Origin of the sequence: Janthinobacterium salmonicoloratum (genome assembly GCF_051380845.1) — a bacterium.
Lineage (GTDB): Bacteria > Pseudomonadota > Gammaproteobacteria > Burkholderiales > Burkholderiaceae_D > Janthinobacterium > Janthinobacterium lividum_F.
Map to the genome: position 1 here is coordinate 256,368 of NZ_JBNYXV010000001.1, position 25,316 is coordinate 281,683.

Sequence of the window (25,316 nt, forward strand, 5' to 3'; positions counted from 1 at the left end):
AGCGACATATGTCGCATTATGCCCCCATAAGTCGCAGGACATGATGACAAGGAAACACATTGAAAACCCGCAACCACCATATTGACGCCTTGCGCGGCGCGGCCATCCTGTGCGTGCTGCTGCTGCACTTCGCCCTCGCCTACGGCCTGAAGAACAGCCCGCTCAACATCCTGCCCTCCTGGCTGCTGCGCGCCGCCTACCAGGGCAATTACGGCGTGACCATGTTTTTCGTCATTTCCGGCTACCTGATCACCTCGACTTCGCTGCACCGCTGGGGCAGCCTCGCGCGCATCGATCTGGCGGCGTTCTATCTTTACCGCATCGCCCGCCTGCTGCCAGCGCTGCTGCTGGCCCTGTCCATCATCGTGCTGCTGGGCGTGCTGGACGTGCCCTACTTTGCCAACTCGGACGGCGGCAAGGATTTGCCCGCCAGCTATTTCCTCATCGCCATCGCCTCCGTGCTGACTTTCTGGCATAACGTGCTGATGCAAAGCGCCGGCTATTTCAATTACTGCCTGAACGTGTACTGGTCCTTATCCGTCGAGGAAATGTTTTATTTGCTGCTGCCGCTGTCGTGCCGCATCCTGCGCCGGCGCCACTGGATCATGCTGCTGTGCGGCGCCGCCATCGTCGCAGGCCCCGTCTACCGCAGCCTGCACGCCGATAACGAGATTTACTTCATGTACGGCTATATTGCCTGCTTCGACGCCATCGCCATCGGTTGCCTGACGGCCCTGCTGACACAACATTGGCAAGCTGGCGCGCGTACCGGTCAAGTCTTGCGCTGGGCAGCGGGCCTGGCCCTGGCGGCCTTGTACGTGCGCGGCATCGGCGGCCATGAAGTCTTCGGCTTCAGTGCGATCGCGCTGGCTAGCGCCGCCTACATCGTGGGCGCCACGGCGGGCCAGGCGGCCAGCCAGGCCCGCACCGGACCGCTGCAATGGCTGGGACGGCATAGTTATGAGCTGTACTTGTTCCATATCATCGTGCTGGCCGCCATGCGCAACGTGGTCGACAAGACGGGCCTGGGCTACGCCGAGCGCCTGCCGTGGCTGGCGCTCTTCCTGGCTGCGACGGCGCTGGCGGCCGCCCTTGTCGCCCGCTACGTGTCCGAACCGGCCAATGCCGCCATCCGTCAGCGCTGGCGCCGCGGCGTAACGGCCGCGCCTGCACGCGCGGGCGGTAGCCCAGGAGCGGCGCCCTGAAAAGTGAGCCAGGTCAAGAGTCCGCATGTCGCCTACGCGTTTCACGGTGGTTTTCAGCCCAAACTTGCCAACCGCACTATAATGTTGGCACCGCGTGCGGCAGCATTGGCGGCGATAGACGGTAACAATTTCATGTGGAGGCCGGTACAATAGCGTCTGGGCCTACACAGGGTTTCACTTTTGCCAGCAGTTGCCAGCAACTAACCATTTTCTTGACCAGCCAACAAATACTATGAGTTCGATGAATGAAGAGCGCGTATTAAGCGTGCACCACTGGACGGATACCCTGTTCTCCTTTACCACTACGCGCGACCCGTCGCTGCGTTTCTCGAATGGCCACTTCACCATGATCGGCCTGCGCGTCGACGGCAAGCCCTTGCTGCGTGCCTACAGTATCGCCAGCGCCAATTACGAAGACCACCTGGAATTTTTCAGCATCAAGGTACCGGGCGGTCCCTTGACGTCGCGTTTGCAACACTTGCAAGTGGGCGACACCGTCATCGTCGGCCGCAAGCCGACGGGCACCCTGGTGTCCGACTACCTGCTGCCAGGCAAGCGCTTGTACATGCTGTCGACGGGCACCGGCCTGGCGCCTTTCCTCAGCATCGTGCGCGATCCGGACATCTACGAGCGCTTCGACCAGCTGATCCTCGTGCACGGCGTGCGCCAAGTCGATGAACTGGCTTACCACGATTTGCTGGAAGAGCATCTGCCGAAGCATGAATTCCTGGGCGAAATGGTCAGCGACAAGCTGCGCTACTACCCGACCGTGACGCGCGAAGACTTCCGCAACATGGGCCGCATCACCGAACTGATCGAGAACGGCAAGCTGGCCGAAGATCTGGGCGTGCCGGCACTCAATCCTGCCGAAGACCGCGTCATGATCTGCGGCAGCTCGGACATGCTGCGCGACCTGAAAGAAATGCTGGAAGCGCGTGGCTTCAAGGAAGGCAATACCTCGACGCCTGGCGACTTCGTTGTCGAGCGCGCGTTCGCCGAGAAGTAATCCGCAACGCTCCAGGGGCCCGGCCCCGCCGCTTCCTGCGGCGGCGCCGGGCCTTTTTCGTTGGCGCTTCAGCGGGCCAGCGGCGCACCGCGCTGGTACTGCAAGCCATTCATGAGGCGCCGTACGGGCGTAAAGGCACTGCTGAGGATATCGTCCTGCGCCGCGTAGTAGCGCGTTTCGATCTTCAGCAAGCCCAGCACGGTCGCATCGAGCTTGTCCGTCTGATATGGCCGGCTTTCCAACGCGGCGCGCGCTGCCGCCGATTGCGGCGCTTGCTGGTTGTTCCAGATCAGCATGGGGATTTCATAACCACTCTTGTCCGAGGCGGAATGGCCCGCATGATTGCGGCTGTAGCCCACTTCCTGACCATGGTCGGAAACGAACAGCAGCGAAGCGGCGTGGTCGGTCTTGGCCTTTTCCGCCATGCCGATCAGGGTGCCCAGCACGTAATCGCCATAACGGATGGCGTTGTCGTACTCGTCGCGCTGGTTGCGTATCCAGCTTGACCTGCCCTGGTTTTCCATCTGCGCGCTGACGGCGTCGTGGGCCCGGTCGAAATGCGCAAAGCGGCTGGGATAGCGCATATCGTAGCTGGGATGCGCGCCCAGCAAGTGCACGACGATGAGCTTTTTCGGCGCCGCGTCGCGCAGCGCATGGGCGAATGGCTGGAACAGGTTACCATCGAAATTGTTTTCGCCGCGGCCGGTGCCGTAGTTGATGAAGTCGCTTTCATCGGCTTGACCCGCCAGCAGCCCGATCCAGCCATCGTTGCGCGTCTGGTTCGAGACCCAGAACGTCTTGTAGCCGGCGGCCTCGGCCAGCATCAGCACATTCGGCTTGACCATCCACGCGTCCGGGTTGCCGATATCGGCGGGCGTCAACATCGTCATCATCGATTCCACCGTGCTGGCGGCCGGCGAAATCACGTCATTGAACACTAGCAGCTTGGCCCGCATGGCGTCGAGCTGGGGCGTGGTGGCGCGCGCATAGCCGTACAGCGACATCGAGGCGCGGTTCGTGCTCTCGCCGATAACGAGGATAACGGTGCGGGCATCCTCGCCCGCATAGCGCACGTTCCAGTCGCGCGGCGCGGCCATGGCCGCCGTCAGCGCATGCTGCATCGATTGCATGGCTTCCAGTTGCGCGCTGTACTGCTGGTAGCGCAGCGGCCAGAACAGGGCCGGATTTTCGCGCCGCATGGTGGTGTTGACGTGCAGCAGCGCGAGAAAGACGGCCATGCTGACGGCAAAGCATTTTTCCGGCAGGCCCGGCGCCGCAACATCGCGCGCCGCCTGCCAGCGCTGCAGCTGGCGGTCGGCCAGCAGTACCGCCGCCGTCACCAGCAGGAAGCAGCCGGCCGCCTGCGCCAGGGCGACGCTGTTGTGCAGGAAAAACTCGCCCGTTTCCGCTTGATCTGTCGCAAACATGGCCTGTAAAACTGCATTGGGATTCGGCCGCATGCCAAAATAACCACGCAAAAACCCTTTGATGGCGGCGTCGAGATAAAACACGGGCACGACGACGCGCATCAGGACGGTGATCGCGCTGGCGCTGCAGCGCCAGGCGTGCAGCACGCCGCCTACGCCCAGCAGGAAAGCCGCCAGCAAGACGCTCAATTTCAGGCATTCGTTCGCGCTTAATTGATCGAGAAGGAAGAAAAGCAGCAGGCCAGCAATGCTGAATAGGACACGGCAAAACAGAATCAGCATGGAGGCGATGGGTAATAGATATTGAACAGGGACAGGCATGCGCAGACAAGCCCGCGATTGTAGCGCAGCCTGTTGCAACTTGTACCATCATTTCTCGTGCGCTCCTGACAGAAATTGTCAGTGCTTTTTATTATGCTTTCGGCACCAGCAGGCTAGCCAGCCTGTACTATTGATATCTCCACCTGCGACAGGATTCTTTCATGACACGTGCCATCACCATTCTGACCGAGAACTTTGCCGATTGGGAAACCGCCCTGATCAATTCCACGGCGCGCCTGTACTATGGCTTTTACACACAGTTCGCCACGCCGGGCGGCTTGCCCGTCACCTCGTCCGGGGGCATGCTGGTCACGCCGCAACTGGCTCTGGAAGAGATTGTGCTCGAGGAACTCGATTTGCTGATGGTATGCGGTGGCAGTCACTGGCAAAGCGGCAAGGCGCCCGACGTGAGTCCGCTGCTGCGCGCCGCCCGTGACAAGGGCGTGGTGCTGGCCGGCATTTGCGACGGCACGCGCGTGCTGGCGCAGGCGGGCGTGCTCGACACCGTGCGCCACACGTCCAATTCCGCCGACAACCTGACAGAGACCGGCTATGCGGGCGCCACCCTGTACCAGGATGTGCCGTGGGCCGTGGCCGACCAGCGCATCGTCACGGCGCCCGGCACGGCGCCCGTCAGCTTCACAAAGGAAGTCTTGCGCGCCCTGGGCATCGATGATGAAAACCTGGCCGCCTACCTGGCCATGCACGGTGCCGAGCACGGCAAGATGGCTCGCTAGTCGGCGTCCAGCACGCGCAGGCGCGCCACGGCATGCGTGTTGGCCGGGTCGAGCTCAAGCGAACGGCGGTAATGCGTGATGGCCAGCGCCTTGGCGCCATCCGCCTCGTACGCTTCGGCCAGACTGTCGTGGCCGTTCGCTCCTTGCGGGTACAGCTGCACGCCCAGCTGGAAGACGGCTACCGCCTGTTTCGGCTGCTTCCGGCCCAGCAGGCGGTAACCCCAGGCATTCAAGTCGTTTTCTGTGGGCTCGGGCAGCCCATGCTGGCGCCGGATGGCCGCCAGTTTCTTGTCCAGCCCTTCAAAGCCTGTGCTGGCAGCGTTGTTGCGCAGCAGGTGCGCGGCATACGCGCCGCCGCGCTGCTGGCGCAGGGCGGGAATGTAAAAGCCGGCGACGGTATCGATCAGCTGTTCCGGCTGGCCGCCGGCCAGGTTACTCAGGATAATGACGGCTAGGCCATCGTTGGGGTACACATAAAAGGCTGAGCGGGCGCCGCCGATGCCGGCCACGGCGCGGTGGCCATCGCGGCCGATGGTGGGCCAGCCCAGCGCCCAGGTCGCCGGCTTGCCGTCGTTCAAGCTGGTGGGCTGCCACAGCCGTTCTACACTAGCGCTCGCCAGCAGGCGCCCAGACTGCAGCGCGATGAGCCAGTTCGCCAGCTCGCCCGCATTGCTGTTGATGCCGGCGCCCGCGCGCATGAACACAGGAAAGTCTTCGTTCACGTTACGGTAGCCCTTGCCGCCCCTGTCCAGCATGTAGGAACTGGCCTTGTTGGCGACCACGTCCTTCGCGTCGCCAAAGCCGCTGTGCGGCATGCCCGCCACGTCAAACTGCTGGCGCTGGACGAAGGAGACAAAGGGCTGGCCGCTTTGCCGCTCGATCAATTGCGCCAGCAACACGTAATTGGTCTGGTTGTAGCGGTAGCGCTCGCCAGGCTGGGCTTCCACGGGCAGCGCCTGCACGGCTTGCCACGCCGCGTCGGCGTCGTCTGGCTGCGGACCCACCAGTTTGCCGCTGCGCTGATCCAGCACATCGGGCAAGCCCGAGGTATGGTTGAGCAATTGCGTGACCGTCACGGCTTGCCAGGCCGTTGGCAGCCCCGTCAGGTATTGGCCGATCGGCGCCGCCAGGTCGATCTTGCCCTGCTGCACCAGTTGCATCACGGCCACGCCCGCAAACGCTTTCGTTGCCGAATTAATGGAAAACAGGCTGGCGTCCGTCACCGGTACCTGGTATTGCAGACTGGCCAGACCGAAGTTGCGCTTCAGCACAACCTTGCCACCTTGGATCACCACCAGTTGCAGCCCTGGAATCTGGCGCTCCTGCATTTCGCCACGCACGAAGGCGGCAATGTCCTGTTCCGTGCGCAGTGCCTGGGACTGGGTGGCCGGGGCGGCGGCCACGACGCCGACGGGAACGGCGGCAAGCGCCATGACGAGCAGGACAGACGGAAGGCGTGAGTTCAAGATGCGGCTTTCGGCGGAAGAAAACGGAACCGCAGCATCCCATACCTATTTATCAACGTCAACGACAATCTTGCCAGCTAGAAAGTTACTCTTCCAGCCACACGTCTTCATAGCCTTCCCGATCGAGGATGAACTTGGCGCCGCTGGGCAAGGCCAGGTAATCGACCACCTGTGGCAGCATCTCGTGCAGGTGGTCGGCATGCAGGGGCTGGTAAAAACCGCTGGCGTCGTCGTGCTCACCGCAGTGGATGAACCAGCTGATGGTGCCGTTTTCCGGCAGCACGATGCGCGTGCCATAGATGGGCGACTGCGCCAGGCTGCCAATAGCCAGGGCCACCATGGGCTCGGGCGCTTGCGCCGGCAAGCCGAATTTGTCGCAGATGCGCTGCTGTGTTTCGCTGATCGGTGTGGTCATGCTGTTTTCAGGATCCGAGGTAGTGGTAATGGAGGCGCAGCGCACCATCGTGGCCAGATATTTCCAGGTGCAAGATCGCTTCGCCCGGCTTGCCATCGGCCAGCAGCTGGCATTCCAGGCCCAGCGGTCCGGCGTCGGTGGCATACACGTCGATGGCGGGACGGCCGCCCTTGCCCGGCACAAAGGCTCGCGCCAGCGGCGCCAGGGACAGCGCCTGGCTCGCCTCAAAATAGCTGTCGAGCATCTCGACGATCTCCTCGGCCACGGCCGGCGGCAGGGCCCAGTCGCGTTGCAACGCAACAGGATCGCGCCGATCCAACGTTTGCACGAAGGCTGCGGCCTGCGCGTATGCCAGGTTCCGCAGGCTATCTGTGATGGCCATTTCCATAGAGTCACTCCTGCCTTATCCATTCAAGAGGCGCCATTATAGTGCGTGGCTGCGGGCATAGTCGATCCGTTTGCACACAATACTCAGGCGGCATGCCGCTCATTTAAATCGGCGCCCTTTACTTATCGCACTGCAATAATATAATCGGCCAGCGTGATATTTCGTGAGTATTGCACGAAGATAATCGGAAATACGATTGATTTTCAAGTTGACGCCTATTTATTCCGGCGCTAAGATCGAATGGCCATATACCATGGCATACAGCGCAAGCAGTACTTAACCATCATAAGAGGATAGTACAATGCAAAACCACCCAAAATTGTTCGCGTTTAAATTGGCTGAAAAACAGGTACAAAAACAGGCGGCGCCCGCCACCGCCTGGAAAGTGCGCGACGGCGTCGCCGTGGCCGGCTGCACTGCGGTCGGCAGCAATGATCAATATCGCGACTCTTCGCGACTCAAGCCGAACGATAGCGGCCAGTATTGCTGATTCCCGGCAAGCGACACCCCCCGCAAGGCGTGGGGGTTTTATATATTCCCTTATATTCAAACTGGCGCTGGCGCCAATTCGGGGGCGGCTTTTCTGCGCGCAAGGAATTGCGCCACGAATAATGCCACACACTCAATTTTCAATTGGTGATTCAATTTTTTAAAAGTAGTTATCGGTAAAAATAGGAACACAACCATTAATAGAGGATCTCATGCATAAGCAAAAAGAAACCAAGCTGTTCGCATTCAAACTGGCGGAAAAAAAAGAAGAAGAAAAGCCTGCCCGTCCTGCACCCTGGAAGGTGCGCGACGGTGTCGCCGTGGCCGGCTGCACGGCTGTCGACAGCGAGGAGCAATACCGCTATTCACGTATCGGTTCGAGTGACGGCGGCGAGTTCTGCTGATACTTGCGCCAGCTGAAAGCCTTGCCATGGCAAGGCTTTTTCCTCTTCCTTTACCGCAGGCCCCGAAATGCACAAAAAGGTCTTGATTATCAGCCATAGCGGCGATCTGCACGTCGACCTGGTCGCATCCATCCTCGCCGCCCGCGGCCATGCCCCCTTCCGTATCGACCTCGACGCCTTTCCTCGCGATTACCAGCTGTGCCAGCGTCTGCAGGACGGCCGCGCCAGCACGCGCTTGCGCCACTTGCCCGATGGCAACTGGCTTGACTTGCAGCAAGTGGGCGCCGTCTGGCTGCGCAAGGCGGCCGACTATGCCTACGCCAGCGCCGAGCTGACACTGCAGGAACGCGCCTACGCCCGGCTGGAAACGGAGCAAGCCATCTTCAGCGTGCTGTACGGGCTCGATTGCTACTGGCTCAGCCATCCGTTGGCCCTGCGCGGTGCCCAATGGAAAGGCGAACAGCTTGCGCGGGCCGCGCGCATGGGCTTTCGCGTGCCCGCCACCGTGATCACCAACGTACCCGACGACGTGCGCGCTTTCCGCGCGGCCGTCAAAGGTCCCATCATTTTCAAGAGCATGTCCACGCCGAGCCTGGCCGCCGAAGCCGTCGAGGACGTTGACAGGGTCAGCGCCGGCATCGGCACCACCATCGTCGACGATGCCATGCTCGACAGCCTGGACGCCGTCAGCGAACTGAGCTGCCAGTTCCAGGAATATATCGCCAAGCAATACGAACTGCGGATCACCGTAATCGGTAAGCAACTGTTTGCCGCGCGCCTGTATTCCCAGGACGATGCGCGCACGGCCATCGATTCGCGCGACATGTCGGCCCCCATCCGCTATGAAGCGTGCACCTTGCCGGACGACATACGCCAGCGCTGCCTCGATTTTGTGCACAGCTATGGCCTTGAGTATGGCGCGCTGGACCTCATCGTCACACCCGACGGCGAGTATGTTTTCCTCGAAAACAATCCTGTTGGTCAATTTCTATATGTGCAACAACTGGTGCCCGCCTTGCCCCTGCTGGAAAGCGTGGCCGCATCCCTGATCGAAGGAGCCGTATGCCGCAGCCAGACCTGAGCCAGATTCCCCACCAGTTGCGCGAACTGGAACAGGTACGAGACAGCCGGGCCATCGTCCTGGCCGCCTCCCACCTGGACATGGAACTGCTGCCGGCCCTGTACGAGCTGTGCCAGGGCATCGGGCCCGTGACGCGCCTCGACGTGGTGCTGCACGGACGTGGCGGCATCGTCAACGCGGCGCGCCGCATCGCCCTTCTGCTGCGCCAGCATGCGCGCCACCTGAGCTTTATCGTGCCCTTCCACTGCCAGTCGGCCGCCACCCTGCTGGCCCTGGGCGCGGATGAAATCATCGCCGGCGACCTGGCCCTGTTCTCGCCCATCGACCCGCAGCTCGATGGCGTCGACGGCGGCGCCTTTTCCAGCCTCGACATCAAGGTTTTCGGCGACATGGCGCAACAGTGGTTCGGCGTGGATGCCAGCGAAGCGCGCCAGCAATCGCTGTCCCTGTTGTGCGGCAGCATCTTCCCCCCTTCCCTGACGGCCTTTTACCGCACCACCCTGGAGCTGGCGCAGATCGGCGAGGAATTGCTGGCCTGGCAATTGCCCGAGGCCACACCCGAGGCGCGGCGCGCCATCGTCGCGCAACTGGTGACCGGGTATCACTCGCATAACTATGCCTTGACGCGCGAAGAGCTGGCCCAACTGGGCTTGCACATGGCGCGCGATGCTCACGCCGAACGGCTGGGCTGGGCCATCTCGACGCAATTGCAGGCGAGCATAGGTGGCGCACTGCGCAGCGCGCCCGACGAAGCGTGGAACGACGCCCTGCTGGCGTCGCGCGACGGCGTGCAACTGCGGCGCCAGCGTCCGGGCGGATTCGCGCCCCTGTGGAGCACGCAAGTGGCGCCCGCATGCTGACGCCCCTTCTGTCCGCGTTATTGGCCGATATCGCGCGCTGCAGCATCGCCTTGCTGCTGCTGGCGGCCAGCGTGGGCAAGCTGCGCAGTTATGCCGCCTTCCGCGACAATCTGGCTACCTCGTTTGGCGTGGCGCCCGCCGCCGCCAGCGTGGCCGCGCCCGCCCTGGTGGCGGCAGAGCTGCTGCTGGCCTGCTGGCTGCTGGCCGGCGGCACGCGCCTGCCGATGTTGCTGTCGCTATTGCTGCTGAGCACGCTCACCGCCATCCTGATCTACCGTTACTTCACCCACAGCGTGTTGCGCTGCAGTTGTTTTGGCGAAGCGGCGCGTCCCGTCTCGCGCTACGATTTGCTGCGCAATGTGCTGGTGGTCGGCATCAACGGCGCCTACTTTGCCCTGGCGCAGGAGACGGCCTTGCCCGTCGCCACCACCGTATTGGCCGCCGGCCTGGCGGCCATCGTCTGCGTGGTCACGATTTCCCTGCACGAGATCGCCACTTTGGCAAAGGCCGACTGATGGATTCCACGACCTTGCAACTGGTGCTGGCGGCGCTGGCGTTTGCCCTTGCCGGCAATATCTGGCTCAGCCTGGCCGTGCTGCGCGCCAGCCGCCGCGAACGCATCGCGCCCACGGCGCTGGTGCAGGGCCAGCCCCTGCCTGCCGTGCAAGCCCGCCCCTTGGCTGGCGGCGCGCGTTTTCAACCAGGCGCCGGCGGCCAGGCGACCGTGCTGCTGTTCCTGGCAAGCCGCTGCCCGAAATGCGAGGAAAAGCTGGCCGGCATCGAACGGCTGCTGCCGCTGGCGCGGAAAGCTGGCCTGGCCCTGTGGCTGCTCAGCGAAGAGCCGGTCCGCCGGCTGCGCGCCTTTTTGCCCGGCACCAGCCTGCGGGCCGTCACGGCACAGCTTGCGCTGCGCGACTACCGGCGAGTAAATCCGCTGATGAGCTCGCCCTCCTATGTATTCGTCAGTCACCTGGGCACAGTGGAAGCGGCCGGCCTGATCGGCGACGAAGACTGGCTGGCCCTAGTCGGACAACTGGCTGACGATACGGCAGAGGAGCGCGCCGCATGAGGCATATACACTTCGGCCCGCATTTTGAACGCCTGCGCCTGCTGTATCTCGTGCGCTGGCGCATTGCCGCCGGCTTGCTGTGCATGGCCCTCACCGTGGGTGCGCAGCTGGCCTTCCCGCAAGCCATCGCGTATTTCATCGACAACGTGGCGGCACTGACGCGGCGCGGCGTCACGTCGGGCATGGTCGCCGCCATGCTGGTCTTCAGCCTGCTGTATGCGCTGGCCTCGGCCGCGCGCTTCTACCTGCTGCAGTCAAGCGGCCACATGATCGTCATGGGCGTGCGCCGGCGTCTGTTCGACGTGGTGATCAACCAGCCCATCGCTTTTTTCGACAAGCACCATGGTGGCGAACTGAACAGCCGGCTCACGTCCGACGTGTCGGCACTGCATGAAAGCCTGACCATCGGCGCGGCCAATGCCCTGCGCTCGCTGTGCGTCTTTGTGGGCGGCATTGCCATGCTGCTGCATTTGTCACCGATGCTGAGCCTGCCCCTGGCCCTGTTCATTCCCATCAGCCTGTATCTCGGCAAGTTGTCTGGTAGCAATTATCGGCAGCGCGCGCGGACCATTTCAGCCAGCCTGGCCGCCAGCGGCAAAGTGGCGCAGGAATACTTTGCCCATGCGCGCCTGGTGCAAGCGTTCAACCAGCAAGGCGGCGCCATGGCCCGCTACGCGCAAGCCATGCGAGAACTGCTGGGCGTATCCCTGGCCGGCACGCGGCTGCTGGCTGTGTTCCAGGGCGCGCAAGGGCTGCTGGCTTTTGTTGCGCTGCTGACCACGCTGTGCTTCGGCGCCCACCTGATCGGCCAGGGCAGCCTGAGCGTGGGCGAGCTGACGGCCTTCGTCATCTATGCCAGCATGGTGACGGACACGGCCGGCTCCATCAGCGAATTCTGGAACACCTGGATGCGCACCATGGGCTCGACCGACCGCATCTTCGAGATTCTGCGCAGCCACCGTGCCGTGTCCGAGGCGGCGCCGCAACCGCCACTGGCCGGCCATATCGCGCTGCGCGAGGTGCGCTTTTCGTATCCCGAGCGCACGCAGGTCACGGCACTCGACGGCGTCAGTCTGGCCATACGTGCGGGCGAAAAAATCGCCCTGGTCGGCGCTTCGGGTGCGGGCAAGTCCACCATCGCCAGCCTCGTGCTGGGCCATTACCAGCCTGACGCGGGCAGCCTGCAGTTCGACGGCATCGATGCGCGCGTGCTCGGTGTGGCGCAGCTGCGCCGCCAAATGGCCGTGGTGGAACAGGAACCGGCCCTGTTTTCCGGCAGCATCGGCGACAATATCGGCTTTGCCGTGCCGGACCGGCAAGTGACGCGCGAAGAGATGGTCGCGGCGGCGCGCCTGGCGCACGCCCACGACTTCATTGCGGCCTTTCCTGACGGCTACGAGACCCTGGTGGGCGAACGGGGCGTGCAATTGTCCGGTGGGCAGAAGCAGCGCATCGCGATTGCCCGCGCCATTCTGCGCGCGCCGAAAATCCTCATCCTGGACGAAGCCACCAGCGCCCTCGACGCCGCCAGCGAACAGCAGGTGCAGCGCGCCCTCGATACGCTGATGCAAGGACGCACCACCATCATCATCGCCCACCGCTTCTCCACCATCGTGAAAGCGGACCGCATCATCGTCATGGACCAGGGCAGGATTTGCCAGCAAGGCACACACGCCGAGCTGCTGCGCGCTGGCGGCCAGTATGCGCGGCTGATGCAGCAGCAGTTGTCGCAATTCCAGCAGTTGCATGACAGTACGGCAACGCTGTAAAGTGGGCCACGATGAAAAAAACCTACCATGGCAGTTGCCACTGCGGCAGTGTGCGTTTCGCGGCCGAGATCGACCTGGCGGCCCCCAGCCTGCGCTGCAACTGCTCGTATTGCCTGAAAATCCGTTGCTGGGCCAGCCAAGTGCCGCCCACGGCCTTCCGCCTGCTGGCCGGTGAAGCGGCCTTGAGCGAATACCGCTTCGGCGTGGGCCGCGAGCGGCACTATTTTTGCCGCCACTGTGGCGTGCGCCCGTTTTGCCGCGGCGATTCTGCGCGCAGCGGCCCGTTTGTCGGCATCAGCGTCAACTGCCTCGACGATGCCTCGGTGGCCGAACTGGCCCGGGTGCCCGTCACCTTTGTCGATGGCTGGCATGACGAGTGGGACACGCCGCCGCAGGAAACGCGGCATCTGTAGAGGCAGAAGCAAGGCCGGGACGGGAAATACGGCTGCGCCATGTCGCAGGCGCCCAGATAAGCTTGCGCTCCCCGTTGTCTGGATCGGCATTCTGGGTGATAATTACGCCCATGAACGATACCACCACCTTACCCCCATTGCCCGATCGCCTGTCGATCGACCCTAGCAGCCCTTACCACGTTGCAGCCGTGTTCGAGAATGACGTCGGCATCCGCTTCAACGACAAGGAACGTCTTGACGTAGAAGAATATTGCATCAGCGAACGCTGGATCAAGGTCGCTTCCACCAAGTCCCTCGACCGCCGCGGCCGTCCGCTGCAGATCAAGCTGAAGGGCAAAGTCGAAGCGTTTTACCGCTAAGCAACACATGTAATGTCATCGAGGCCGATTTTCATCGGCCTTTTTTACGTCTGCAGGTATTACTCTGTCGCCATTGCCGCTCAAGCCGCCGGCGGCGGCTGGAAGGCGCAAAAACCCGGCCACTGGTCGCGGCTGTCGCACACTTTCAGGCAGCCTTTATTATCCTTGAAGGTGGCGACGACCTTGATGGGGAAGCCAAATTTTGGCGTGGTGGCCAGGAAGGCAGACGGGCAGCTTTGCTCGTTGCTGAAGCGGAAAGTGATTTCTTCGCGGCGGCCCTTGCGCTCAAAGCTCAGCATGAAGGTTTCATTGCTGTTCCACTGCGCCTTGCCCGGCACGCGGAAGCGGTAGCGCGGGCTGCCCGGCTGCTGGCCATCGAGTTTCTGGCCAAAGACGCGGCTGCTGGCCGTGGCCGTCTCGACCTTGGCAACCGGATACACGACGGCAAAGATATAGGTGCCGGCAAAACCCTGGTCGAAGCCAAGGCCCTTCTGGTAAAACGGCACGACGATATGCGGCGCGCCCGTGTATTCCACGGTATTGCGGGCCGTCACGCTCGACGTCAGCTTGTCATCGGGAACTTGCCCGAAGACCACGTCCAGTTCCAGCAACGCTTGTTGCTTGTCGATATCTTGCGCCAGATAGTCCTTGGGGAACATTTCGCCGTGCACGCAGCCGGCCAGCAAGGAGGCGGCGAAGCAGCCGGCGATAAGTTTAGGGTTTGTCATGGCTGTTTTCCCTCCGGCGGCGCGGAAGCGAGGCCCAGCCCCGTCACTTGCCAGCCATTCTTGCCTTGTTTCCATTGAAATTGCTGGCCGAACCAGGCCAGTTCCAGCTCGCGCCGGATGCGGTTCGAATCCGTGCGGCCCTGGCGCGCCTTGATGGCGGCGCCCGCCTGTTCGGAAGCGGCTTCCGACAAGGGCTTCAGCCACCGTTGATAGGTGTCGGGCGGCAAGGCCAGGACGCCGGCCACGCCGTCGTCACGCGTGGCAACGATAATCTGCAGCTTGGTCAGCTTCCTGGCGAGATAGGCGCCGCGCCGACCGTCGGGCGAGACGGAGACCAGCATGGCGGGCGCGTAATCGCCGGTAACGGTGTCCTGCACGTCAAACCACAACAGTTCGCCCGTGCCCGTATCGAGCGCGCGGCCGTCGCGGGCAAACAGCAGCACTTCGCTGCGGCCCGGCTGCGGCACGCCCCATTCGGGGTCGCGCTCCGTGCGCACCATGTTGTCGCGCTGCATGGGACTGAGGGGGCGCATCAGCGGCTCGCCATTCTGCACGCCGATGAGGATCGTGCCCTGGCCCGTATAGCCCTTGGTAAAGGCCAGCAGCATGGGCTGGCCTTCGCGCGTGGCCTTGAGGGGCCGCACTTCCACCACTTCGCGCGCACCGCCGGGCCAGTAACCGTGCTGGCGGAAAGACAAAGTGACGAGCGGGTCGAAGCGGTCATGCGTGACGACGAAGTCGCCGTACTGTTTGCTCACCGGCACATACGGCGCTTGCGCCTGCGCGGCGGGCAAGATGGCGACAGCAAGGCTGGCGGCGGCCGCCAGGCGGCGCAGGGGAAAAGAAAGGGACAGCATGGCATCCTGTAAAGGTCGCACTGGGCGAAGGATTAGCATCATAGACGATTCCTCGTCAGCAACACTGTCCGGTAGGAAACATCAATGGCGCTGGATTTCGATCAGCTCGATCTCGAACAGCTTCGGCCACAGTTTGCCCGTGACAAACAAGCGCTTGCCGCGCGCATCCCAGGCGATACCGTTGAGCACGGCGTCGGGATTGGCCGTGCCCCGCTGGCCGGGCGGCAGCAAGCCTGTCAGGTCGATCCAGCCGACAACTTTACCGCTGGCAGGGTCGATGCGGGCGATCACGTCCGCGCCCCACACATTGGCAAACAGTTCCCCGTCAACCATTTCCAGCTCGTTCAGGCGTTCGATGGGGCGGCCTTCCGCCTTCACTTCGAAGCGGCGCACCTCGGCCAGGGTTTTCGGATTGAGCACGCGGATGGCGGAGGTGCCGTCGCTCATGTAGACGAATTGACTGTCGCTGGCCAAGCCCCAGCCTTCGCCCTGGTAGCTGAATTTGCGCTTGAGTTTGAAGGTTTTCTGGTCGAAGACATAACCTGTCTGCGACATCCACGTCAGGCCAAGGATTTCATCGCCCACGTCCGTGATGCCTTCACCGAACACTGTTTTATCGAGCATGCTTTTCTGCAGCACCTTGCCTGTCGTCAATTCCACCTTGCGCAGCGAAGACTGGCCGTTCTGGCCCGTGCTTTCATACAGATGGCCATCCTTGAACAGCAAGCCCTGGGTAAACGCCTGGGTGTCGTGCGGATAGGCATTCTTGACGAAATAGCCATACACGGGAATGGCGGCCTGGGCATGGCCCATTTCGCTCATCAGGCCCATGGTGCATAGCAATCCCAGCAGCAGCGAGCCTGCCGTGCGTTTCAGTCTGGCTTTACCTGTGTTCTTCATATTCTTGGCGGTGGTTGGCGAGCGCCTATTGTAATCGCCCTGGCTGCGCCATGCGCGCCCTGACGAGCTCCAGCCAGGCGCGCGCGGCGAAAGACAGCCGTCCGCCGCGGCGCCAGGCCAGCATCAAATTCCACTCCACGGGCGGGCCGGCCAGGGGAATGACGGCAAACTGCGCTGGCTCCAGGGTGTCGCAATACATCTTCGGCAGCAGGCAGATGCCCACACCCAGCCTCACCAGCGAGGCAATGAAATCCCACTGGCCGCTGCGGCCCGTGATGCGCGGGGCGAATCCGGCCCGTTGGCAGGCGTCCAGCACGATGTCATTCAAGGCGAAGGCGGCGCCGTAGAAAATGAAGGGACTGTCGGCCAGCTCGGCCAGGGCCACGGAAGAGCGTCCCTGCCACGGCGAGCCGGGTGCAGCCAGCAGGCACAGGGGCGAGCGCACGAGCGGCAGCGCCTCGAAATCCTGCCACGTGGCCGCATTGCCCGGATAGTCGAGCATGGTGCCCAGTTCCACCGTACCGGTGCGCAAGTCGCGCTCGATGGCTTGCGTGCCGCTCTCGTACATTTTCAGCTCGATGCCCGGATAGCGCTGGTGGTATTCGGCCAGCCACGGTGCCAGGGTGGAATGCGTCTGCGGCGACACGCCGACCCGTAGTTCACCCCGTTCCAGATGTTGCAGGTCGCGCAATTCCACCTTCAGTTCCGCGTGCAGGGCCAGCAGCTCATGCGCGCGCGACAGCACCACCTTGCCCGCGTCCGTCAGGGTAAAACGTTTACCGGCGCGGTCCAGCAAGGCCAGGTCCAGCGACTGTTCCAGTTGCGCGATCATCTTGCTGACGGTGGGCTGCGTCACGTGCAACTTGCTGGCCGCGCGCGTAAAACTGTTTTGCTCGACCACTTCGACGAAGTAGCGCAAGGAGCGGATATCCATGATGCATTCCAATATCGAATGATAATCATGAGTTTAAGTCATTTTATCTTTTGATGTTGGGTCACTACAATGAAAACGTCCCCCAGCCGTTTGAAAGCCCGCCGTGAAAGCCCCAGCCCTGCAACACCCTGTCTCCACGCCCCTGATGCATGCCCCCGCCTGGCGCCGGCCCGTGCATACCGTGTGGCAAGTTGGCGTGCTGATCGCCGCATGGTGGCTAGCCGACGAGGCCGCTTCCGCCCTGCACTTGCCGTTCTCCGGCGGCGTGGTGGGCCTGTTCGTGCTGGTGGCCCTGCTGCTGGCGGGCTGGGTGCGGCCTGCCGCCATCGAACTGGGCGCGAACTGGCTGCTGGCCAACATGCTGTTGTTCTTCATTCCGCTGGTCGTATCCGTGGTGCAATTTACACAATTATTGAAGTCGCAAGGTCTGATGCTGTTCGTGAATATCGGCCTGGGCTTTGCCAGCGTGATGCTGGCCACGGCGTTGACGGTGGAATGGGTGTGCCGCTATGAGCGCAAGCTGCGCCTGCAAAAACTGCTGCGCCAGCGCGCAGCCAGGGCGCAAGCATGAGCACCCTGCTCCTGTCGCTGCTGTTTTTGCTGCTGACCCTGGTGCTGTTCTACGCCAACCAGGCCGTGCACCGCCGCCATCCGCATTTTTTGCTGACGCCCGCCATCTGCACCTCGGCGATATTGATCGTCGTCGTGCAGGCGACCTCGACGCCGTTCGCCACGTATTTCGGCGAGACGCGCTGGCTGCCGTGGCTGCTGGGCCCCGCCACCATCGCCTTCGCCCTGCCCATCTTCCAGGAGCGCAAGCTGATCCGCAAACACTGGCTGGCCCTGTCGCTGGGCAGCTGCGCCGGCATCGTGGCATCGGTCGCCGCCACCCTGCTGCTGGACCGCTTGCTGGGTGTGCATGGCGACATGGCGCGCAGCCTGCTGGCCCGTTCCGTGTCGACGCCGTTCGCGCTGGAAGCGTCGCGCCACATGGGCGGCTCGGCCCAGCTGACGGGCATCTTCGTCGTCATGACGGGCTTGTTCGGCTTGATGCTCGGCAAACCGCTGCTGAAACTGCTGCCCTTGCGCATGCGCATCGCCCGTGGCGCTCCGTATGGCGCGGCGGCCCATGGCTTCGGCTTGTCCGTGGCGCGCCGTGTCGGTACGGAAGAAGGCGCCGTTGCCAGCCTGACGATGATTTTCTCGGGCGTCGTGACGGTGCTGCTGGCGCCGCTGCTGGGACATCTGCTGGGCTAAACCGCCACGCCAGCGGCATTTATCGGGGATAATACGTCTTTCCCCTTTCCAAGCAGCCGCGCCACGATGAAATACCCTGCAGTTCAGCCTTTCAGCGATCTCTTGCACCGCCTGGACGAGTTCGATGCCGTCATCGACGTGCGCAGCCCGTCCGAGTTCGCGGAAGACCATTTGCCGGGCGCCATCAACCTGCCCGTGTTGGACGACGAGCAGCGCGTGCGCGTCGGCACGCTGTACAAGCAGACGAGCGCCTTCGAAGCGAAGAAGCTGGGTGCGGCGCTGATCGCCAAGAACATTGCGCGGCATATCGAAGAGGGTTTTCTCGGCCACCCGCAGCATTGGAAGCCGCTGGTCTACTGCTGGCGCGGCGGCAACCGCAGCGGCGCCATGGCGCACATCCTGGCGCGCATCGGCTGGCCCGTCACGCAACTCGAGGGCGGCTACAAGGATTACCGGCGCCACGTGAACGCCGAACTGGCCACCCTGCCCGAACGCTTCGACTTCATCAACGTGCTGTGCGGTCCCACGGGCAGCGGCAAGAGCCGTTTGTTGCAGGTGCTCGACAGGCAAGGCGCGCAAGTGATCGACCTGGAAGATATGGCGGCCCACCGCGGCTCCGTGCTGGGCGGATTGCCGGACGCGGACCAGCCCTCGCAAAAAGCGTTTGAAAGCGCGCTGTGGCAGCAACTGCGCCGTTTCGACCCGCAACTGCCCGTCTTCATCGAATCGGAAAGCAAGAAAGTGGGCCGTTTGCGCGTGCCCGACGCACTGATGGAAAAGATGCGCGCGGCCGATTGCACCGACGTGCGCCTGGACATCGGGGAACGCGTGCAATTGCTGATGCAAGACTATGCGCATTTCGTCGGCGATCCGGCACGCCTCAATGCGCAGCTGGCCCTGTTGACGCAGCTGCATGGCAAGGAGAAAATTGCCAACTGGCAGCAACTGGCCGCGTCTGGCCGCATGGCCGAGCTGGTGGAAGCGTTGCTGGTCCAGCATTACGACCCCGTCTACCGGCAATCGATCGCCCGCAACTTCATCCGCTACGCCCAGGCGACGCCGCTGGTCTTGCCCGACATTTCAGAACATGCCTTTGAGCAAGCCGCGCGCGCATTATGTGCTATCGTCGGCGAACCCCGTACCGCCACCGCCGCGTAAGCGCTGGCGCAGCTTTTAATGACTTCTTGAGCAGGATGACGACCATGTCCGATAGCGCAGCAACACCCAATACACCCATCCGATTGACCGAATTTGCCCATGGCGGCGGCTGCGGCTGCAAAATTGCGCCCGGCGTGCTGGCCGACATTCTAAAAGGCAGCGGCGGTTTTCCCCTGCCGAAGGAATTGCTGGTCGGCATAGAAACCTCGGATGACGCGGCCGTCTACCAGCTCAACGACGAGCAGGCGCTGATCGCCACGACGGACTTCTTCATGCCCATCGTCGACGACCCGTTCGACTTTGGACGCATCGCCGCCACCAATGCCATTTCCGACGTGTACGCCATGGGCGGCACGCCCATCATGGCGCTGGCCCTGGTCGGCATGCCGATCAACAAGCTGCCGGTGGAAACCATCGGCCTCATCTTGAAGGGCGGCGAAACCATCTGCGCCCAGGCCGGCATCCCCATCGCGGGCGGCCACACCATCGATTCCGTGGAACCGATCTATGGTCTGGTTGTGCTGGGCCTGGTGCACCCGTCGCAAGTGAAACGCAACGCGGGCGCGCGCGCAGGCGATAAACTGGTATTGGGCAAGCCGATCGGCGTAGGCATTTTGTCGGCCGCGCTGAAGAAAAATGCGCTGGATGCGGATGGCTACGCCTCGCTGATAGCCAACACCACCAAATTGAATACCCCGGGCAAGAAACTGGCCCTGCTGGACGGCGTGCATGCACTGACGGATGTGACGGGCTTTGGCTTGCTGGGTCACACCCTGGAACTGGCGCGCGGCGCCAAGCTGCAGGCGCGCATCGCCATGGCATCCGTGCCGCTGCTGCCGCAAGTGCAGCAACTGGCGCAGAATGGCAACATCACGGGCGCTTCCGGCCGCAACTGGCAGGGCTACGGCGCACAAGTGGCGCTGGACGACAGTTTAAGCGCCATGGACAAGGCGATCCTGACGGACCCGCAAACGGCCGGCCCCCTGCTGGTGGCCTGTGCGCCGGAAGCTGTCGAGCAAGTGCTGGCGATTTTCCGTGCCGAAGGCTTTGGCGACGCCGTCGTCATCGGCGAGATGCAGGAAGGCAGTACCGGGGTTTCCGTATATTAATGAACAATTTTTTAAAGGTAGTCCCATGACCATGTTCTCCAACTCATTCAACAAGTTCCCCGCCATCCTGGCCACCGTCGCCGCCACCCTGGCCATCCACAGTGGCCTGGCGCAGGCGCAGCAAGTGTTGCGCGTGTCCGCCATCCCCGACGAAGCGCCGACGGAATTGCAGCGCAAGTTCAAGCCGCTGGGGAGCTACCTGGAGAAAAAGCTGGGCATGAAGGTGGAATTTACGCCCGTCACCGATTACGCGGCCTCCGTGGAAGGCTTGATCAATCACAAGCTCGACATGGTCTGGTTCGGCGGTTTTACTTTCGTGCAAGCGAACGTGCGCAGCGGCGGCAAGATCGTGCCGCTGGTGCAGCGCGAGGAAGACACGAAATTCCGCTCCGTGTTCGTCACCACCAGCAAGGACATCAATCAATTGTCTGACCTGAAAGGCAAGAACTTCACGTTCGGCTCGGAATCGTCGACCTCCGGCCATTTGATGCCACGCTACTACTTGCTGGCCGCCAAGATCAACCCGGACACCGACATGAAGCGCATCGCGTTTTCCGGCGCGCATGACGCTACCGTGGCGGCAGTGGCCGGCGGCAAGGTCGATGCGGGCACCTTGAACATTTCCGTGTGGGAAAAGCTGGTCGAAGCGAAAAAAGTCGATCCAAGCAAGGTGCGTGTGTTCTACACGACGCCCGGCTACTACGACTACAACTGGAGCGTGCGCGCCGACATGAATCCCGTCGTGCGCAAGAAGCTGACGGACGCCTTCCTGGCGCTGGACCCATCCACGCCGGAAGGCAAGGAAATCCTCGAGTTGCAGCGCGCCACCAAATTTATTCCGACCAAGGCCGAGAATTACAAGGATATCGAAGCGGCCGCGCGCGATGCGAAGCTGTTGAAGTAACTGCCGAAACTTGTCGGATGACGTCCTGCGGACGCATCCGACACACTCCCCCACACCGAAACATCGCATGACATTCCAACTTCACAAGGTCAGCGTCCACCACGCGGGCGCCGCCGGCAATGCGCTGGCCCTGCGCAACCTGGACCTGGACGTGGCCCAAGGTGAACAGATCGCCCTGATCGGCCCTTCCGGCGCCGGCAAGACCAGCCTGCTGCACACGCTGGCGTGCGCGCTGCGCCCCGAGTCCGGCACCCTGGACATCCTGGGCGCTTCGCCCTGGCAAGTCGGCAGCGCCGAGCGCCACGCCTTGCGCGCGCGCCTGTTCCTGGCGCCGCAAACGCCGCCCTTGCCGCCGCGCCAGCGGGTCGTCAACGCCGTGCTGGCGGGCCGCTTGCCACAATGGAGCTTGTGGATGGCCATCCGTTCGCTGCTGGCGCCCGTCGATCCGCGCGCCGCGTGGGTAGCCCTGGGCAAATTCAACCTGCAGGACAAGCTGTATGCGAGAGTCGACCGCCTGTCCGGCGGCGAACGCCAGCGCTGCGGCATGGCCCGCGCACTTGTGTCGAATGCCGAGGTCTTCCTCGTCGACGAGCCCTTGTCCGCGCTCGACCCCACACTGGCCTTGCAGACGATCAATGTGCTGCAGGCCGAAGCGACGGCGCGCAACGCCACCCTGATCTGCAGCCTGCACCAGGTGGACATCGCCCGCGCCTGTTTTACGCGCATCGTCGCCCTGCGCGACGGCCAGGTCGTCTTCGACTTGCCCAGCAGCGAGGTCAGCGACGCCATGATAGAGAAGCTGTACCGCAACAAGGCCGATCCGGCGCCCGCATTCGAGCCTGTGGACGTCGATCTCAACGCGGCGAGGCCCCGTTGCTGAAGGTCTCCACCCTGCCGCGCGATCCTGCCTGGCGCGGGCGCCTGACCACCGCTGCCGTCGTGCTGCTCGTGCTGTGGCCGATGCTGGTGCAAGCCGAGTTCAAGCCGTGGATTTTATGGGATGCGCAAAGCCTGGCGGCCACCTGGCAATTCCTTGCCAGCTTCGTGCCGCCCGCGCACTCGCTGGAATTCCTGCAACTGGTGGCCATTTCCAGCTGGGAAACCATCGCCATGGCCACGGCTGGCATGGCGATGGCCATGCTGGGCGCCATCCCTCTGACCCTGCTGGTGACGGAGCGCCTGTCGATTTCGCGCATCGGCAGCGGCAAGGTTTCACCGCTGGCCGCCACCGTGCGCCACGCAGTCCGTGCGCTGCTGGTGCTGCTGCGCAGCGTGCCGGAACTGGTCTGGGCCTTGTTATTGGTGCGCATCGTGGGACTGGGACCGACGGCGGGCGTGATCGCCATCGCGCTGACTTATTGCGGCATGCTGGGCAAGGTGTATGCGGAAATCCTCGAATCGTCGGACGCTTCCGCCTGCAACGCCCTGCTTCACAACGGCAGCGGCAGATTAAAAGCCCTGCTGTACGGTGCCTTGCCCGAATCGGCCGCCGAGCTGGTGTCGTACACGATTTACCGCTGGGAATGTGCAATCCGCGGCTCCGTCGTCATGGGTTTTGTCGGCGCGGGCGGCCTGGGCCAACGCATGGATGAATCGATGAAGATGATGGCGGGCAGTGAACTGGCCACCATGCTGATGGTGTTCGTGCTGCTGGTGGCGGGCGCCGACGCCGTTTCCGCCATGCTGCGCCGGAGGCTGGCATGAAGACGGAACCGATGTTGCCCGCCCTGCCCGTCCCGGCTCCCGTGCGCTGGTCGACCTGGGCCTTGCTGGCCGGCTTGGTGCTGCTGGTCATCGCCAGCTTCGCCACCTTGCCCCTGAAATGGGATGAATTCTTCAGTGCCGACGCCGTGCGCACCAGCGCCGACTTCCTGCACGGCTTCGCCCCGCCGGAGCTGGCCAGCCCCTTCCTCATGAAAGTCGGCGTCGCCACGTTCGAGACGCTGGCCATGTCGGCCATCGGCACGGTCATCGCCGCACTTCTGGGTGCGCTGCTGGCCCTGCCCGCCAGCGGCCGTTTCGGCAACCTGGCGCGCAACGCCACGCGCGCCATCCTGAACGTGCTGCGCTCGATCCCGGAACTGGTGTGGGCCTCGATTTTACTGATCGCCGCCGGCCTGGGCCCGTTCGCAGGGACCCTGGCGCTGGCTCTGCACACAGTAGGCGTGCTGGGCCGATTGTTTGCCGATGCCTTCGAAAATTGCCCGCCCTTGCCGGCCGCCACCTTGCGCATCAATGGCGCGCGCCCCGCCGTGGCCTTCCTGTACGCGACCTTGCCGCAATGCAGCCCGCAAATGATGTCCTACACCCTGTACCGCTGGGAAAACAATATCCGCGCCGCCGCCATCCTCGGCGTCGTCGGCGCGGGCGGCCTGGGGCAGATGCTGAAATATCATCTGTCGCTGTTCCAGATGCAGAACGCCGCCACCGTCATCGTCGCCATGCTGCTGATGGTGGCCGCCGTCGATGGCCTCAGCTACCTGCTGCGCCGCGCCATGACCCGCTGATTCGTTTCACTTTTTACAAGGAATGCCCATGTCAGGCTGGTGGACCATTATCTCGACGCAAACGCAGGAACAGCTGGCCGATATGACGAAAGTCAACAAGGAAGCCTTCCTGGCCAGCTGGGAAGCGGGCCTGTTCGGCGCGGACTGGATCGCGCAATTGTGCACACAAGGCAAGGCGACCCAGCTGACCTTCAACGGTTTCCCCAACCGCTACACGGCCTCGGCCGACATCATCGCACCCCTGCTGCTGGCGGGCATTGCCGAAGCGCAGGATGGCGAATTTCCACAGGACCGGCTAACGGGCTGGCCCGGCTGCATTACCGTGCATCCGGAACGCATTGCCGCCTGCGTGCCAGGCCAGTTGCTCACCATCGAAGTGTGGGATCAATCTTAAGTCGCACGCAAGAAATACGAATGCGCAAGTTTGGGTTCCTGTTAATATTGCCAAATACTTCAATGACTGGCGCCATCCCATGGAGAGCTGCCATGCCATTCAAGCATGATGGACGTATTTTCCTGCGCCGCAGGCCACTCTTGCATAGGCTGTCTATACCATGAAAAAACTGCTGCTGGGCGCCCTCGCCGCCTGCTGTGCGCTGCACGCCAGCGCCGCCCCCGTCGAAGACTTTATCGGCACGTGGAAACTGGAACGCACCACCGTCCCGAATTATGTCGTCATCAAGCAGGAAGGCGAGCGGCTCGTGGCGCTGCGCTACGCACGCAATGTCCTCAGCAACAAGATCACCGAGCGGCGCTTTCCTGCCAGCTATGCAGACGGCGATGTCACCATCGCTACGGACGGGACGATCATCGAGGCGCGCAGCGTGAACGGTGTGGCGACCGTCACGATGCTGGCTGAAGCGTATAAAAAGATTTCGTCGTCCACGGCCGCGCCGACCAGTTAAGGACGCCTGCAGATTTGAACAACATGATCATCCGCCCCGCCAGCGCCGCCGACTGGCCAGCCCTGAAAGCCGCGCGCCTGGCTGCCCTGCTCGACGCCCCCACGGCCTTTGGCGCCAGCCACACCAGCGCGGCCCGTTTTTCCGATGCAGACTGGCAACAGCGCGCCATCAGCACGCCCCAGCGCACGTTTTTCCTCGCCTTTGACGGCGACAAACCCATAGGCCTCGCCGCGCAAGTGGTGGCCGCCGATGGTGAATGCCACCTGATCGCCATGTGGGTAGCGCAGCAATACCGGGGCATGGCCGTGGCGCAGGAGCTGGTCGAGGCCGTCAAACAGCGCGCCGTCGACAATGGCCACGCGCGGCTGGTGCTCGATGTGGCGCCGGAGAATACGCGCGCGGCCGCGTTTTACCAGAAACAGGGCTTTGTCTTTTTACCTGAATGGGAAGCGCTGGAAAGCCATCCGCATATCCAGGTGCAAAAGATGGAGTGGCGTCCCGCCTGCGATGAATGCATTGCCGAGGGCTCACTACGGATGCCCGGTTGACATCGAAACAGGCGCCCTGGTCTCGGTGAAGCGGGCGCTGGCCTACAACGCATCTGTGCGCTGGATTGTCAGGTATGCTTGCAACAGACGATGTGCTAAG

General features: G+C 62.9%; 31 protein-coding genes. 23 read left to right on the plus strand and 8 right to left on the minus strand.

The window, feature by feature from the left end:
- Nucleotides 1–59: 59 nt before the first annotated feature.
- Both ACQ4WY_RS01135 and ACQ4WY_RS01140 read left to right on the plus strand, forming a co-directional pair.
- Nucleotides 60–1,205 carry an acyltransferase family protein gene (locus ACQ4WY_RS01135; protein WP_436502454.1) on the plus strand — a complete coding sequence of 382 codons (1,146 nt, stop codon included), beginning with the start codon at nucleotides 60–62 and terminating at the stop codon, nucleotides 1,203–1,205.
- Nucleotides 1,206–1,437: 232 nt separating this feature from the next.
- The gene (locus tag ACQ4WY_RS01140; protein ID WP_034748152.1) at nucleotides 1,438–2,211 is read left to right on the plus strand and encodes a ferredoxin--NADP reductase; all 774 of its coding nucleotides are present in this window, start codon (nucleotides 1,438–1,440) and stop codon (nucleotides 2,209–2,211) included.
- A gap of 68 nt (nucleotides 2,212–2,279) precedes the next feature.
- On the opposite strand, the gene ACQ4WY_RS01145 is transcribed toward ACQ4WY_RS01140, so the two are convergent.
- A complete protein-coding gene (locus tag ACQ4WY_RS01145) occupies nucleotides 2,280–3,827 on the minus strand; it encodes a phosphoethanolamine transferase (protein ID WP_436502455.1) in 1,548 nt (515 codons plus the stop codon).
- A 293-nt stretch (nucleotides 3,828–4,120) separates the two neighbouring features.
- On the opposite strand from ACQ4WY_RS01145, the gene ACQ4WY_RS01150 reads away from it, so the two are divergent.
- The gene (locus ACQ4WY_RS01150; RefSeq protein WP_436502456.1) at nucleotides 4,121–4,696 is read left to right on the plus strand and encodes a type 1 glutamine amidotransferase family protein; all 576 of its coding nucleotides are present in this window, start codon (nucleotides 4,121–4,123) and stop codon (nucleotides 4,694–4,696) included.
- Here ACQ4WY_RS01150 and ACQ4WY_RS01155 read toward each other — a convergent pair.
- The 3 genes from ACQ4WY_RS01155 to ACQ4WY_RS01165 form a co-directional block, all read right to left on the minus strand.
- Nucleotides 4,693–6,162, minus strand: coding sequence for a serine hydrolase domain-containing protein (locus ACQ4WY_RS01155; protein ID WP_436502457.1), 1,470 nt, complete (start codon nucleotides 6,160–6,162; stop codon nucleotides 4,693–4,695). The two genes, ACQ4WY_RS01150 and ACQ4WY_RS01155, sit on opposite strands and share 4 nt — an antisense overlap.
- 85 nt (nucleotides 6,163–6,247) lie before the next feature.
- Nucleotides 6,248–6,577 carry an immunity protein Imm33 domain-containing protein gene (locus tag ACQ4WY_RS01160; protein ID WP_436502458.1) on the minus strand — a complete coding sequence of 110 codons (330 nt, stop codon included), beginning with the start codon at nucleotides 6,575–6,577 and terminating at the stop codon, nucleotides 6,248–6,250.
- A gap of 7 nt (nucleotides 6,578–6,584) precedes the next feature.
- The gene (locus ACQ4WY_RS01165; protein WP_436502459.1) at nucleotides 6,585–6,965 is read right to left on the minus strand and encodes a hypothetical protein; all 381 of its coding nucleotides are present in this window, start codon (nucleotides 6,963–6,965) and stop codon (nucleotides 6,585–6,587) included.
- Nucleotides 6,966–7,266: 301 nt separating this feature from the next.
- Between ACQ4WY_RS01165 and ACQ4WY_RS01170 the strand changes: the two genes are divergently transcribed.
- From ACQ4WY_RS01170 to ACQ4WY_RS01210, 9 genes are all read left to right on the plus strand, one after another.
- Nucleotides 7,267–7,455, plus strand: a complete 189-nt coding sequence (locus ACQ4WY_RS01170; RefSeq protein WP_436502460.1) for a hypothetical protein — start codon at nucleotides 7,267–7,269, stop codon at nucleotides 7,453–7,455.
- Between the two features lie 211 nt (nucleotides 7,456–7,666).
- Nucleotides 7,667–7,858 (plus strand): hypothetical protein, encoded by a 192-nt coding sequence (locus ACQ4WY_RS01175; RefSeq protein ID WP_353657138.1) that lies wholly within the window; start codon nucleotides 7,667–7,669, stop codon nucleotides 7,856–7,858.
- Between the two features lie 67 nt (nucleotides 7,859–7,925).
- A complete protein-coding gene (locus tag ACQ4WY_RS01180; RefSeq protein ID WP_436502461.1) occupies nucleotides 7,926–8,939 on the plus strand; it encodes an ATP-grasp domain-containing protein in 1,014 nt (337 codons plus the stop codon).
- A complete protein-coding gene (locus ACQ4WY_RS01185; RefSeq protein ID WP_436502462.1) occupies nucleotides 8,921–9,799 on the plus strand; it encodes an SDH family Clp fold serine proteinase in 879 nt (292 codons plus the stop codon). The genes ACQ4WY_RS01180 and ACQ4WY_RS01185 overlap by 19 nt, the downstream gene beginning before the upstream one ends.
- Nucleotides 9,793–10,314 carry a MauE/DoxX family redox-associated membrane protein gene (locus ACQ4WY_RS01190; protein ID WP_436502463.1) on the plus strand — a complete coding sequence of 174 codons (522 nt, stop codon included), beginning with the start codon at nucleotides 9,793–9,795 and terminating at the stop codon, nucleotides 10,312–10,314. Before ACQ4WY_RS01185 ends, ACQ4WY_RS01190 begins: the two co-directional genes overlap by 7 nt.
- On the plus strand, nucleotides 10,314–10,868 hold the full coding sequence (locus tag ACQ4WY_RS01195) for a thioredoxin domain-containing protein (protein ID WP_436502464.1): 555 nt from the start codon (nucleotides 10,314–10,316) through the stop codon (nucleotides 10,866–10,868). Before ACQ4WY_RS01190 ends, ACQ4WY_RS01195 begins: the two co-directional genes overlap by 1 nt.
- Nucleotides 10,865–12,637 carry an ABC transporter ATP-binding protein gene (locus ACQ4WY_RS01200; RefSeq protein WP_436502465.1) on the plus strand — a complete coding sequence of 591 codons (1,773 nt, stop codon included), beginning with the start codon at nucleotides 10,865–10,867 and terminating at the stop codon, nucleotides 12,635–12,637. Before ACQ4WY_RS01195 ends, ACQ4WY_RS01200 begins: the two co-directional genes overlap by 4 nt.
- An 11-nt stretch (nucleotides 12,638–12,648) precedes the next feature.
- Nucleotides 12,649–13,050 carry a GFA family protein gene (locus tag ACQ4WY_RS01205; RefSeq protein WP_436502466.1) on the plus strand — a complete coding sequence of 134 codons (402 nt, stop codon included), beginning with the start codon at nucleotides 12,649–12,651 and terminating at the stop codon, nucleotides 13,048–13,050.
- Between the two features lie 110 nt (nucleotides 13,051–13,160).
- Nucleotides 13,161–13,409 carry a DUF3297 family protein gene (locus ACQ4WY_RS01210; protein WP_010398340.1) on the plus strand — a complete coding sequence of 83 codons (249 nt, stop codon included), beginning with the start codon at nucleotides 13,161–13,163 and terminating at the stop codon, nucleotides 13,407–13,409.
- A gap of 80 nt (nucleotides 13,410–13,489) precedes the next feature.
- Here the strand turns inward: ACQ4WY_RS01210 and ACQ4WY_RS01215 are convergent, their stop codons facing one another.
- The 4 genes from ACQ4WY_RS01215 to ACQ4WY_RS01230 all read right to left on the minus strand — a co-directional run bounded on the left by ACQ4WY_RS01215 (nucleotide 13,490) and on the right by ACQ4WY_RS01230 (nucleotide 16,828).
- Nucleotides 13,490–14,137, minus strand: a complete 648-nt coding sequence (locus ACQ4WY_RS01215; RefSeq protein ID WP_436502467.1) for a hypothetical protein — start codon at nucleotides 14,135–14,137, stop codon at nucleotides 13,490–13,492.
- Nucleotides 14,134–14,994, minus strand: a complete 861-nt coding sequence (locus ACQ4WY_RS01220) for a hypothetical protein (protein ID WP_436502468.1) — start codon at nucleotides 14,992–14,994, stop codon at nucleotides 14,134–14,136. The genes ACQ4WY_RS01215 and ACQ4WY_RS01220 overlap by 4 nt, the downstream gene beginning before the upstream one ends.
- A gap of 81 nt (nucleotides 14,995–15,075) precedes the next feature.
- Nucleotides 15,076–15,894, minus strand: coding sequence for a glutaminyl-peptide cyclotransferase (locus tag ACQ4WY_RS01225; RefSeq protein WP_436502469.1), 819 nt, complete (start codon nucleotides 15,892–15,894; stop codon nucleotides 15,076–15,078).
- Nucleotides 15,895–15,919: 25 nt separating this feature from the next.
- Nucleotides 15,920–16,828, minus strand: a complete 909-nt coding sequence (locus ACQ4WY_RS01230; protein ID WP_436502470.1) for a LysR family transcriptional regulator — start codon at nucleotides 16,826–16,828, stop codon at nucleotides 15,920–15,922.
- Nucleotides 16,829–16,931: 103 nt separating this feature from the next.
- Here ACQ4WY_RS01230 and ACQ4WY_RS01235 point away from each other — a divergent pair, with 103 nt between their 5' ends.
- From ACQ4WY_RS01235 to ACQ4WY_RS01285, 11 genes are all read left to right on the plus strand, one after another.
- On the plus strand, nucleotides 16,932–17,399 hold the full coding sequence (locus tag ACQ4WY_RS01235; protein WP_436502471.1) for a CidA/LrgA family protein: 468 nt from the start codon (nucleotides 16,932–16,934) through the stop codon (nucleotides 17,397–17,399).
- Nucleotides 17,396–18,085 carry an LrgB family protein gene (locus tag ACQ4WY_RS01240; protein ID WP_436502472.1) on the plus strand — a complete coding sequence of 230 codons (690 nt, stop codon included), beginning with the start codon at nucleotides 17,396–17,398 and terminating at the stop codon, nucleotides 18,083–18,085. Before ACQ4WY_RS01235 ends, ACQ4WY_RS01240 begins: the two co-directional genes overlap by 4 nt.
- A gap of 66 nt (nucleotides 18,086–18,151) precedes the next feature.
- Nucleotides 18,152–19,243, plus strand: a complete 1,092-nt coding sequence (gene mnmH, locus ACQ4WY_RS01245; RefSeq protein WP_436502473.1) for a tRNA 2-selenouridine(34) synthase MnmH — start codon at nucleotides 18,152–18,154, stop codon at nucleotides 19,241–19,243.
- A 44-nt stretch (nucleotides 19,244–19,287) separates the two neighbouring features.
- Nucleotides 19,288–20,352, plus strand: coding sequence for a selenide, water dikinase SelD (gene selD / locus ACQ4WY_RS01250; protein WP_436502474.1), 1,065 nt, complete (start codon nucleotides 19,288–19,290; stop codon nucleotides 20,350–20,352).
- A gap of 31 nt (nucleotides 20,353–20,383) precedes the next feature.
- The gene (locus ACQ4WY_RS01255; RefSeq protein ID WP_353661032.1) at nucleotides 20,384–21,256 is read left to right on the plus strand and encodes a putative selenate ABC transporter substrate-binding protein; all 873 of its coding nucleotides are present in this window, start codon (nucleotides 20,384–20,386) and stop codon (nucleotides 21,254–21,256) included.
- 67 nt (nucleotides 21,257–21,323) lie between these two features.
- Complete coding sequence (locus tag ACQ4WY_RS01260; protein WP_436502475.1) at nucleotides 21,324–22,136, plus strand: phosphonate ABC transporter ATP-binding protein; 813 nt, start codon at nucleotides 21,324–21,326, stop codon at nucleotides 22,134–22,136.
- Nucleotides 22,130–22,960 carry a PhnE/PtxC family ABC transporter permease gene (locus tag ACQ4WY_RS01265; RefSeq protein ID WP_436502476.1) on the plus strand — a complete coding sequence of 277 codons (831 nt, stop codon included), beginning with the start codon at nucleotides 22,130–22,132 and terminating at the stop codon, nucleotides 22,958–22,960. Before ACQ4WY_RS01260 ends, ACQ4WY_RS01265 begins: the two co-directional genes overlap by 7 nt.
- The gene (gene phnE / locus ACQ4WY_RS01270) at nucleotides 22,957–23,763 is read left to right on the plus strand and encodes a phosphonate ABC transporter, permease protein PhnE (protein ID WP_436502477.1); all 807 of its coding nucleotides are present in this window, start codon (nucleotides 22,957–22,959) and stop codon (nucleotides 23,761–23,763) included. The genes ACQ4WY_RS01265 and phnE overlap by 4 nt, the downstream gene beginning before the upstream one ends.
- 28 nt (nucleotides 23,764–23,791) lie before the next feature.
- Entirely contained in the window at nucleotides 23,792–24,157 is a 366-nt protein-coding gene (locus ACQ4WY_RS01275; RefSeq protein ID WP_436502478.1) for a hypothetical protein, read from the plus strand.
- Between the two features lie 160 nt (nucleotides 24,158–24,317).
- Nucleotides 24,318–24,668, plus strand: coding sequence for a hypothetical protein (locus tag ACQ4WY_RS01280; RefSeq protein ID WP_436502479.1), 351 nt, complete (start codon nucleotides 24,318–24,320; stop codon nucleotides 24,666–24,668).
- Between the two features lie 23 nt (nucleotides 24,669–24,691).
- Entirely contained in the window at nucleotides 24,692–25,216 is a 525-nt protein-coding gene (locus ACQ4WY_RS01285; protein ID WP_436502480.1) for a GNAT family N-acetyltransferase, read from the plus strand.
- The last annotated feature ends 100 nt before the right edge of the window (nucleotides 25,217–25,316 follow it).

What these genes read in the sequence shown, in the direction of transcription:
- ACQ4WY_RS01140 (WP_034748152.1), top strand. Translation starts at nt 1,438, where the DNA reads ATGAGTTCGATGAATGAAGAGCGCGTATTAAGCGTGCACCACTGGACG.
- ACQ4WY_RS01150 (WP_436502456.1), top strand. Translation starts at nt 4,121, where the DNA reads ATGACACGTGCCATCACCATTCTGACCGAGAACTTTGCCGATTGGGAA.
- ACQ4WY_RS01160 (WP_436502458.1), bottom strand. Translation starts at nt 6,577, where the DNA reads ATGACCACACCGATCAGCGAAACACAGCAGCGCATCTGCGACAAATTC.
- ACQ4WY_RS01165 (WP_436502459.1), bottom strand. Translation starts at nt 6,965, where the DNA reads ATGGAAATGGCCATCACAGATAGCCTGCGGAACCTGGCATACGCGCAG.
- ACQ4WY_RS01170 (WP_436502460.1), top strand. Translation starts at nt 7,267, where the DNA reads ATGCAAAACCACCCAAAATTGTTCGCGTTTAAATTGGCTGAAAAACAG.
- ACQ4WY_RS01175 (WP_353657138.1), top strand. Translation starts at nt 7,667, where the DNA reads ATGCATAAGCAAAAAGAAACCAAGCTGTTCGCATTCAAACTGGCGGAA.
- ACQ4WY_RS01180 (WP_436502461.1), top strand. Translation starts at nt 7,926, where the DNA reads ATGCACAAAAAGGTCTTGATTATCAGCCATAGCGGCGATCTGCACGTC.
- ACQ4WY_RS01185 (WP_436502462.1), top strand. Translation starts at nt 8,921, where the DNA reads ATGCCGCAGCCAGACCTGAGCCAGATTCCCCACCAGTTGCGCGAACTG.
- ACQ4WY_RS01190 (WP_436502463.1), top strand. Translation starts at nt 9,793, where the DNA reads ATGCTGACGCCCCTTCTGTCCGCGTTATTGGCCGATATCGCGCGCTGC.
- ACQ4WY_RS01195 (WP_436502464.1), top strand. Translation starts at nt 10,314, where the DNA reads ATGGATTCCACGACCTTGCAACTGGTGCTGGCGGCGCTGGCGTTTGCC.
- ACQ4WY_RS01200 (WP_436502465.1), top strand. Translation starts at nt 10,865, where the DNA reads ATGAGGCATATACACTTCGGCCCGCATTTTGAACGCCTGCGCCTGCTG.
- ACQ4WY_RS01205 (WP_436502466.1), top strand. Translation starts at nt 12,649, where the DNA reads ATGAAAAAAACCTACCATGGCAGTTGCCACTGCGGCAGTGTGCGTTTC.
- ACQ4WY_RS01210 (WP_010398340.1), top strand. Translation starts at nt 13,161, where the DNA reads ATGAACGATACCACCACCTTACCCCCATTGCCCGATCGCCTGTCGATC.
- ACQ4WY_RS01215 (WP_436502467.1), bottom strand. Translation starts at nt 14,137, where the DNA reads ATGACAAACCCTAAACTTATCGCCGGCTGCTTCGCCGCCTCCTTGCTG.
- ACQ4WY_RS01220 (WP_436502468.1), bottom strand. Translation starts at nt 14,994, where the DNA reads ATGCTGTCCCTTTCTTTTCCCCTGCGCCGCCTGGCGGCCGCCGCCAGC.
- ACQ4WY_RS01225 (WP_436502469.1), bottom strand. Translation starts at nt 15,894, where the DNA reads ATGAAGAACACAGGTAAAGCCAGACTGAAACGCACGGCAGGCTCGCTG.
- ACQ4WY_RS01230 (WP_436502470.1), bottom strand. Translation starts at nt 16,828, where the DNA reads ATGGATATCCGCTCCTTGCGCTACTTCGTCGAAGTGGTCGAGCAAAAC.
- ACQ4WY_RS01240 (WP_436502472.1), top strand. Translation starts at nt 17,396, where the DNA reads ATGAGCACCCTGCTCCTGTCGCTGCTGTTTTTGCTGCTGACCCTGGTG.
- mnmH (WP_436502473.1), top strand. Translation starts at nt 18,152, where the DNA reads ATGAAATACCCTGCAGTTCAGCCTTTCAGCGATCTCTTGCACCGCCTG.
- selD (WP_436502474.1), top strand. Translation starts at nt 19,288, where the DNA reads ATGTCCGATAGCGCAGCAACACCCAATACACCCATCCGATTGACCGAA.
- ACQ4WY_RS01255 (WP_353661032.1), top strand. Translation starts at nt 20,384, where the DNA reads ATGTTCTCCAACTCATTCAACAAGTTCCCCGCCATCCTGGCCACCGTC.
- ACQ4WY_RS01260 (WP_436502475.1), top strand. Translation starts at nt 21,324, where the DNA reads ATGACATTCCAACTTCACAAGGTCAGCGTCCACCACGCGGGCGCCGCC.
- phnE (WP_436502477.1), top strand. Translation starts at nt 22,957, where the DNA reads ATGAAGACGGAACCGATGTTGCCCGCCCTGCCCGTCCCGGCTCCCGTG.
- ACQ4WY_RS01275 (WP_436502478.1), top strand. Translation starts at nt 23,792, where the DNA reads ATGTCAGGCTGGTGGACCATTATCTCGACGCAAACGCAGGAACAGCTG.
- ACQ4WY_RS01280 (WP_436502479.1), top strand. Translation starts at nt 24,318, where the DNA reads ATGAAAAAACTGCTGCTGGGCGCCCTCGCCGCCTGCTGTGCGCTGCAC.
- ACQ4WY_RS01285 (WP_436502480.1), top strand. Translation starts at nt 24,692, where the DNA reads ATGATCATCCGCCCCGCCAGCGCCGCCGACTGGCCAGCCCTGAAAGCC.